Source organism: Paenibacillus pabuli NBRC 13638 (genome assembly GCF_001514495.1).
GTDB classification, from domain to species: Bacteria; Bacillota; Bacilli; order Paenibacillales; family Paenibacillaceae; genus Paenibacillus; species Paenibacillus pabuli.
Map to the genome: position 1 here is coordinate 1 of NZ_BCNM01000048.1, position 6,573 is coordinate 6,573.

Here is a 6,573-nt window from a genome sequence, read left to right on the forward strand (position 1 = left end):
CGCCGCTCCGGTCTGGGCCGCGCTTGCGCGCCGCTACGGCCCGCGGCCGCCGGGTATGACGCTGCGTGAATATGCAGCGTCACCCGCCGTGGCCGCAGGCACGGACGGCGCGGACATCGCGCGGTTCGCAGCCGACTGGGAACGGCTGCTGTACGGGCCGGACCGTCCGCTGCGCGCGGACAGCCTGGACTTCCTGCGCCGGGCGCTTCACTTGGCCCGGCGAATGCAGGCGCTGTAACACGAAGTACAGCGCCGCGCTTAAACATAGACGCCTTTCTCGCCCATAAAGCGAACGAGGCGTCTTTCCGCGAGCATATACCGTGAGCTTCATGCGGAAGATCTCTTTTTATGAAAATAGTGCATCAATCCTTTTCTGAATATTTCCAATTGGGAAATGAATAGAAAGTAGGCAAGTACATTCGATCAAATACCGTATTCTCAGGCGCTGGATATGCCAAGTTTTGAGATGTCGAAAAAAGGAGTTTCGCCTTTCCTTGACGGTATGTTTTGTCGTTGCGTATAATTAGTTTCATTAATTGAGGGAGGCACGGTAATGAATAAGCAAAATGAAATAGTGGTTGTCCTTGACTTTGGGGGCCAATACAACCAGTTAATCGCCAGAAGAATTCGGGATCTCGGCGTATACAGCGAGCTTTTGCCGTATAACACACCTGCAGAGAAAATCGCAGAATTATCACCAAAAGGGATTGTTTTCTCGGGAGGCCCATCCAGTGTTTACGCTGAGAATGCTCCGCACGTGGATCCGGCTATTTATAATCTGGGACTCCCTATCTTCGGAATCTGCTACGGTATGCAGCTTATGGCGCAGCAGCTCGAAGGTAAGGTAGAACGTGCCGAGAAGCGCGAGTACGGTAAGGCAGATATCGCGTTTGCTCCAGGTGCTGTTCTTGCACGAGGTATCGAAGGTGATCATACGGTATGGATGAGTCATGGTGACCACGTAGTTACTCTTCCTCCGGGTTTCAAACTGGATGCAGGCACGGAAAGTGCGCCAATTGCAGCGATGAGCAACGACGAGCGCAAATTGTATGCTGTTCAGTTCCATCCGGAAGTACGTCACTCTGTTCGTGGTAACGATATGATACGCAACTTCCTGTTCGAAATCTGTGGATGCGAAGGCAACTGGAGCATGGAGACGTTCATCGAAGATACGATCAAAGATATTCGTGAAAAAGTGGGCGACAGTAAAGTGCTGTGCGCACTGAGCGGTGGTGTGGATTCTTCCGTTGTTGCTGCACTGCTTCACAAAGCGATCGGTGATCAATTGACATGTATGTTTATCGACCATGGTCTGCTGCGCAAAGGCGAAGCGGAGAGCGTAATGGAGACGTTTGTCGGCAAATTTGACATGAAAGTTGTCAAAATCGATGCACAAGAGCGTTTTATGTCCAAGCTGGCTGGCGTGGATGATCCGGAACAAAAACGTAAAATCATCGGTAACGAGTTTATTTACGTATTTGACGAAGAGTCCAAGCAGTTTGATGATTTCGAATTCCTGGCTCAAGGTACACTGTACACGGACATCGTGGAAAGTGGCACAGCGACAGCTCAAACGATCAAATCTCACCACAACGTGGGTGGATTGCCTGAAGATATGAACTTTAAGCTGATCGAACCACTGAGCACCTTGTTCAAAGATGAAGTGCGCAAAGTGGGTACCGAGTGCGGCCTGCCGGACGAAATCGTACACCGTCAGCCTTTCCCGGGTCCAGGTCTTGCGATCCGTGTTCTGGGTGAAGTTACGGAAGAGAAGCTTAAAATCGTGCGTGATTCGGACTACATTCTGCGTGAAGAGATTATTAAAGCCGGTCTGGACCGCGAAATCTGGCAATACTTCACGGCTCTGCCGAACATGAAGAGTGTTGGGGTAATGGGTGATGCACGTACGTATTCCTACACTGTAGGTATTCGTGCTGTAACATCCATCGACGGCATGACAGCAGACTGGGCGCGTATCCCTTGGGATGTGCTGGAGAAAATTTCCGTACGGATCGTTAACGAAGTCGATAACGTTAACCGTATCGTGTATGACGTAACCTCCAAACCACCTGCAACGATCGAGTGGGAGTAGAAGTTATCTATACAGATTTAATAACAAGAGATCGGAGTCTCCGTCTAAGGAGCTTTGGTCTCTTTTTTTCATTTTGTGTTTGCACAAGGCTTTATTTATACTTTAATTTACGATAATTAATGGATAGCCTAGTAGATATTACGAGAGAATACTCTGCGAGGAGGAACTACAACTATGAAGGGAAGAATCGAACTCAACCCGGGATGGACTCATGAAGAGGTTGCCGCACTTACGGCTCATCCTGAGCTAAAGATTGTTCAATACAGCGAGCACAACATCCCGGATGTAAACGTGATGCAGATATTGAATGAGGAGCTGTTTGCCAACAGACCCGATGTTACTTTTCGCATATATGGCTTTCATTCACAATCTGGCGATTTGTCTGTTCTAAAATATATGAACCATGTAGAAAAGCTTGTAATTGATTGTAATAGACGCATTCAGGGGATTGAGAGCTTAGGTGAATTGCTAAGGCTGAAAGAGTTTGCTTTTGACGTATTCGAGGCGGAATCTCTTAATGTATTGAAGTTTGTACCCACTACTTTACAGCAGCTCCGCATCGGTAAAACCAAAACAAAGAAAACCAATTTATCCGTACTTAACCGCTTTACCGAGCTTAAAACGCTAAGTGTGAATGGTCATACAACTAACATTGAAACGATCGGAACATTGTCTTCACTCCGGTCCCTCTATATTTCGGGAATGCCATTAAAGGAACTGGGATACTTAAAAAAATTAGCGGATTTGTGCGAACTTCATCTCAGTTTTGGTGGAGCAGAGAATCTGGATAGCCTTGCGGGAATGGAATCCTTGCAATTGTTGAAGCTCCTAAGGGTGAAAGGTTTGTCCGATCTATCCGTATTGCCTGAACTGAAGGGGTTGCGCTTATTAGGGATCGAGGACCAGCCTCATCTAACGAGTCTGCCGTCTCTTGAAAATCTGACTAAATTAAAGCGAGTTTTCCTGAACAATGTGAATGTGGAGAATATTGATTGGACAAAAACGTCCAAGAGCCTGAAAGAGCTAGCTCTTCTGCAAATGAAACATATCACCGCTGAAGATATCAAATCCCTGATTCATCATAAATTCTTGGAAAGAATGATCGTTCATTTGAAAAGTGCCAAACAGCAAAAAGTGGCGAAGCAGGCGATAATGGAAGCAGGCATGTGGGATGAGAGCGGATGGTGGTATAACGATGAATCTCTGAATATTTAATTCCTTTTTTAGGTGCATTTCAGATTATTTTCATGTCCGGCTTGTACACTAAGTACAGAATACGGCTATATGGCGACTGAAAGGAGAATTGAATGTATGCGTAAAACCGACAGTATGAGCAAATGGAAGATGGGCATTGGAAGTGCGTTTCTGATGGTGATGCTGGCAGGCTGCGGCTCGGGTATGCAGGACTTGGCTCTCGGTGCGGGGGATTCTTCATTTGTGAACTTAGAGGCAGCAGATTCGTCTTCCGATCAGACCCAGAATCAGGAGTTGTCTGAAGGGTCAACGGCTATTACCGATCAGGAACAACAGCAGGTAAGAGATGGACTTCAAACAGAAATTTAAGGTGCATCGGACTTATCGGGTAAAAAAATGATCTGGCGATCGTCGCAGCTTGCTCCGTATGCCTAAGCTATTGAATATTAGCTATGTTATTCTCATCATATAACCATCTTCTAGATGACCCATCAAGCTATCGCAATCAAAGTGCACGTGCATCTTTGATTGCGATAGCTTTTATTGTGTCAGATAAAGTGAAAACCTGTGGCAGGATCGACATATCCACCTGGGTAATTAACGTAAACCTCATTAAAATTTGGGTTGTAAACCGCTGAACTGGTTCATTTTGTTAAATAATACGAACGATTTAGTTAATGAGCGAGAATAACATTCGTTTTTATCATTGACAAACTAGAGGCAATCCTCCTAAAATAGTGATGGGAAACACACAAATAGCGCATACTACTTCGTATAATCCCGGGGATTGGCCCGGGAGTCTCTACGAGATCACCCTAATGATCTGGCTACGAAGAGGAGAAGGCTGAGCACATGAATTCTACATGATTGCGTCGGGCATAACATCACGCACATTAGAATTTTTTTTGTTCTCCGTAATTGGCACAGTGCCACTCCTCGTCAGCGATAACCCTGGGTGATGCATTCATCTTCAGGGTCATTTGTCGTTTTTCAATATGGCTTCAACATCTCTAAGGGGGAGTTAGTGAATTATGGATCGTTTCTTTAAGCTAAAAGAAAATGGAACGAACGTTAGAACGGAGATTGTTGCGGGTCTTACTACTTTTATGACAATGGCGTACATTCTTTTCGTAAACACGTTGTTCTTGGGATCGGCGGGAGCCGGTATGTCGGACAATGCAGTATTCTTTGCAACAGCTGTAGGTGCCGGATTGATGACCATCATTATGGGATTGTTCGTTAACATTCCGATCGCCCTTGCACCGGGTATGGGATTGAACGCTTACTTCATGACCGTGGTCTTAAGTTCCAATGGTGCGATTTCCTGGCAGGCCGCTCTGGGAGCTGTGTTCCTTTCGGGTATCGTGTTCATTATTTTGACGGTGACCAGAATCCGTCAGATGCTGCTCGTTGCAGTTCCGGATTCATTAAAGATGGCAATCACCGTGGGTATCGGTCTCTTTATTACTATTGTCGGTTTCAAACTGGCCAATCTGGTCGCTGTAACCGTCAATGTTGCACCTGATGCAGATCTGAGCCAACCGATTCCGGGCAGCAGCTTTAATCTGTCTTTGGGGAATTTCGTAACACATCATGATGCCTTACTGGCGCTGATCGGACTGCTTATTATTGCTGTACTGATGGTTATGCGCGTCAAAGGTGCATTACTGATCGGTATCATTGCCACGACGTTGATTGGTATCCCGATGGGTGTTACGAATCTTAGCGGCTTGTCCGGTGCGAGCTGGTTGCCTAACTTCAGCGATCTGGCGGTTGGACAACTGGATTTGAAGGGTGCCATCAGTCTTGGGTTATTTGAGATTATTTTCATCTTCACCTTTGTGGAGTTGTTTGACACATTCGGAACGATGGTAGGTACAGCAACACGAATGGGGATTATGAAGGATAAGAAAAAAGGCGAGAAAACCATTGGTAAAGCAATGCTCGTCGATGCAGTGGGTGTAAGTGCAGGGGCAGCGCTGGGTACGAGTACAATTACCGCATTCGTTGAAAGTGCATCTGGCGTTGAAGCTGGTGGACGTACGGGTCTGACTTCTGTAACGACAGGTATCCTGTTCATTCTGGCTTTGTTCATTGCTCCGCTAGCATTGGTTGTTCCGTCGGCTGCAACCGCTCCGGCATTGATCATCGTGGGTGTATTGATGATGGGCCAGGTTCGCAGCATTGAGTGGGATGACTTCCTGCAAGCTTTCCCGGCATTCCTTACCATTGTATTGATGCCTTTCACGGGAGGAATTGCAAACGGGATTTCCGCAGGGATTATATCCTATGTAATCCTGGCTGTATTCAGTAACCTGGTTACGGAACGCAAAGTGAAGATCCACTTGCTCATGTGGATTTTGGCTATTATAGTTGTATGCCGGTATGTATTTATCGGTGGAGAATAAAGGTTTGACTGGATAAGTTGGGTCAGATACTTATATGTATTGCTTATTTATACACATGAAAGAAGCGGAAGCCTTGGTACTTTATCGGGGCTTTCGCTTTTTTGTTTCTTATATATGCAGCATTAATTTTAAAAGAAGGGACAGGAGACACTTTGAACTGTTCTACGTAGGGGATACTCTTAATCTGTGGGAGATCGCAATCGACTTTCTTCTATATATAAAGGAGGAACATCCATGAGTTATGATTTGATGGTTTTTGATCCAGCCAAAGCTCCAGTGGATAAAGTGTCGTTTATGAGATGGTATGGTGAGCAGACAAAGTGGTCGGATGATCATTCCTATTCGGACATTTCCTTCTATGAATGTGGAAGACGATATATTTGAAGCGATGGAAGAAGCGGGAACAGATAATCGATTAACAGAATACTCGGTTGGAAAAGAAGTGATTTATGCTGCATTCGCATGGTCTGTTGCGGAAGACGCCTATAAAATGATGCGTGAGTTGGCTAGGAAACACAACGTCGGTTTCTTTGATGTGAGCGGTTCGGATGGTGAGATCATCAGGCCCTAATGTGTATACTAAAATAAATGATTATAAATGAGCAGATAAGTGTATCTGAACCGATTGAGGTGAGTTAACAGCAAGCTGGATAACCAGTTTGAAAGATATACTATTCTATATAACAGATACTGGTGCACGAAACTAGAGTTTCCCTCCAGAGAAACCAATGTAAGTTGTGGCTAAGGAGATAAGGAAATCGATTAATTATTTTGCTTGCGTTTTATAGCACTTAGATAGTGATAGGAATTTTAAAATAAAAGCTTGCAATTGAAATCTGTACATGGTATATTCTAATTCCGGCCAAGAAAACAAGAAAA

General features: G+C 45.4%; 7 protein-coding genes and 1 riboswitch. All 7 genes read left to right on the forward strand.

Annotation, left to right across the window (positions count from 1 at the left end; all coding sequences use genetic code 11):
• Nucleotides 1-238: DUF4129 domain-containing protein (locus PPA03S_RS31750; protein WP_157284481.1), on the forward strand; the 238-nt coding region annotated here is incomplete at its 5' end.
• Nucleotides 239-553: 315 nt separating this feature from the next.
• Complete coding sequence (guaA, locus tag PPA03S_RS31755) at nucleotides 554-2,092, forward strand: glutamine-hydrolyzing GMP synthase (RefSeq protein WP_062330018.1); 1,539 nt, start codon at nucleotides 554-556, stop codon at nucleotides 2,090-2,092.
• 174 nt (nucleotides 2,093-2,266) lie between these two features.
• Nucleotides 2,267-3,307, forward strand: a complete 1,041-nt coding sequence (locus tag PPA03S_RS31760) for a leucine-rich repeat domain-containing protein (RefSeq protein WP_062330019.1) — start codon at nucleotides 2,267-2,269, stop codon at nucleotides 3,305-3,307.
• A 96-nt stretch (nucleotides 3,308-3,403) separates the two neighbouring features.
• Nucleotides 3,404-3,655 carry a hypothetical protein gene (locus tag PPA03S_RS31765; protein WP_062330020.1) on the forward strand — a complete coding sequence of 84 codons (252 nt, stop codon included), beginning with the start codon at nucleotides 3,404-3,406 and terminating at the stop codon, nucleotides 3,653-3,655.
• 381 nt (nucleotides 3,656-4,036) lie between these two features.
• Nucleotides 4,037-4,136, forward strand: a riboswitch (purine riboswitch).
• 181 nt (nucleotides 4,137-4,317) lie between these two features.
• Entirely contained in the window at nucleotides 4,318-5,694 is a 1,377-nt protein-coding gene (locus tag PPA03S_RS31770; RefSeq protein WP_062330021.1) for an NCS2 family permease, read from the forward strand.
• A 234-nt stretch (nucleotides 5,695-5,928) separates the two neighbouring features.
• The gene (locus tag PPA03S_RS33770; RefSeq protein WP_217998985.1) at nucleotides 5,929-6,078 is read left to right on the forward strand and encodes a hypothetical protein; all 150 of its coding nucleotides are present in this window, start codon (nucleotides 5,929-5,931) and stop codon (nucleotides 6,076-6,078) included.
• A complete protein-coding gene (locus tag PPA03S_RS33775) occupies nucleotides 6,053-6,265 on the forward strand; it encodes a hypothetical protein (RefSeq protein WP_062330022.1) in 213 nt (70 codons plus the stop codon). The genes PPA03S_RS33770 and PPA03S_RS33775 overlap by 26 nt, the downstream gene beginning before the upstream one ends.
• Nucleotides 6,266-6,573: the final 308 nt, after the last annotated feature.

What these genes read in the sequence shown, in the direction of transcription:
- PPA03S_RS33770 (WP_217998985.1), top strand. Translation starts at nt 5,929, where the DNA reads ATGAGTTATGATTTGATGGTTTTTGATCCAGCCAAAGCTCCAGTGGAT.
- PPA03S_RS31765 (WP_062330020.1), top strand. Translation starts at nt 3,404, where the DNA reads ATGCGTAAAACCGACAGTATGAGCAAATGGAAGATGGGCATTGGAAGT.
- PPA03S_RS31770 (WP_062330021.1), top strand. Translation starts at nt 4,318, where the DNA reads ATGGATCGTTTCTTTAAGCTAAAAGAAAATGGAACGAACGTTAGAACG.
- PPA03S_RS31760 (WP_062330019.1), top strand. Translation starts at nt 2,267, where the DNA reads ATGAAGGGAAGAATCGAACTCAACCCGGGATGGACTCATGAAGAGGTT.
- PPA03S_RS33775 (WP_062330022.1), top strand. Translation starts at nt 6,053, where the DNA reads ATGAATGTGGAAGACGATATATTTGAAGCGATGGAAGAAGCGGGAACA.
- guaA (WP_062330018.1), top strand. Translation starts at nt 554, where the DNA reads ATGAATAAGCAAAATGAAATAGTGGTTGTCCTTGACTTTGGGGGCCAA.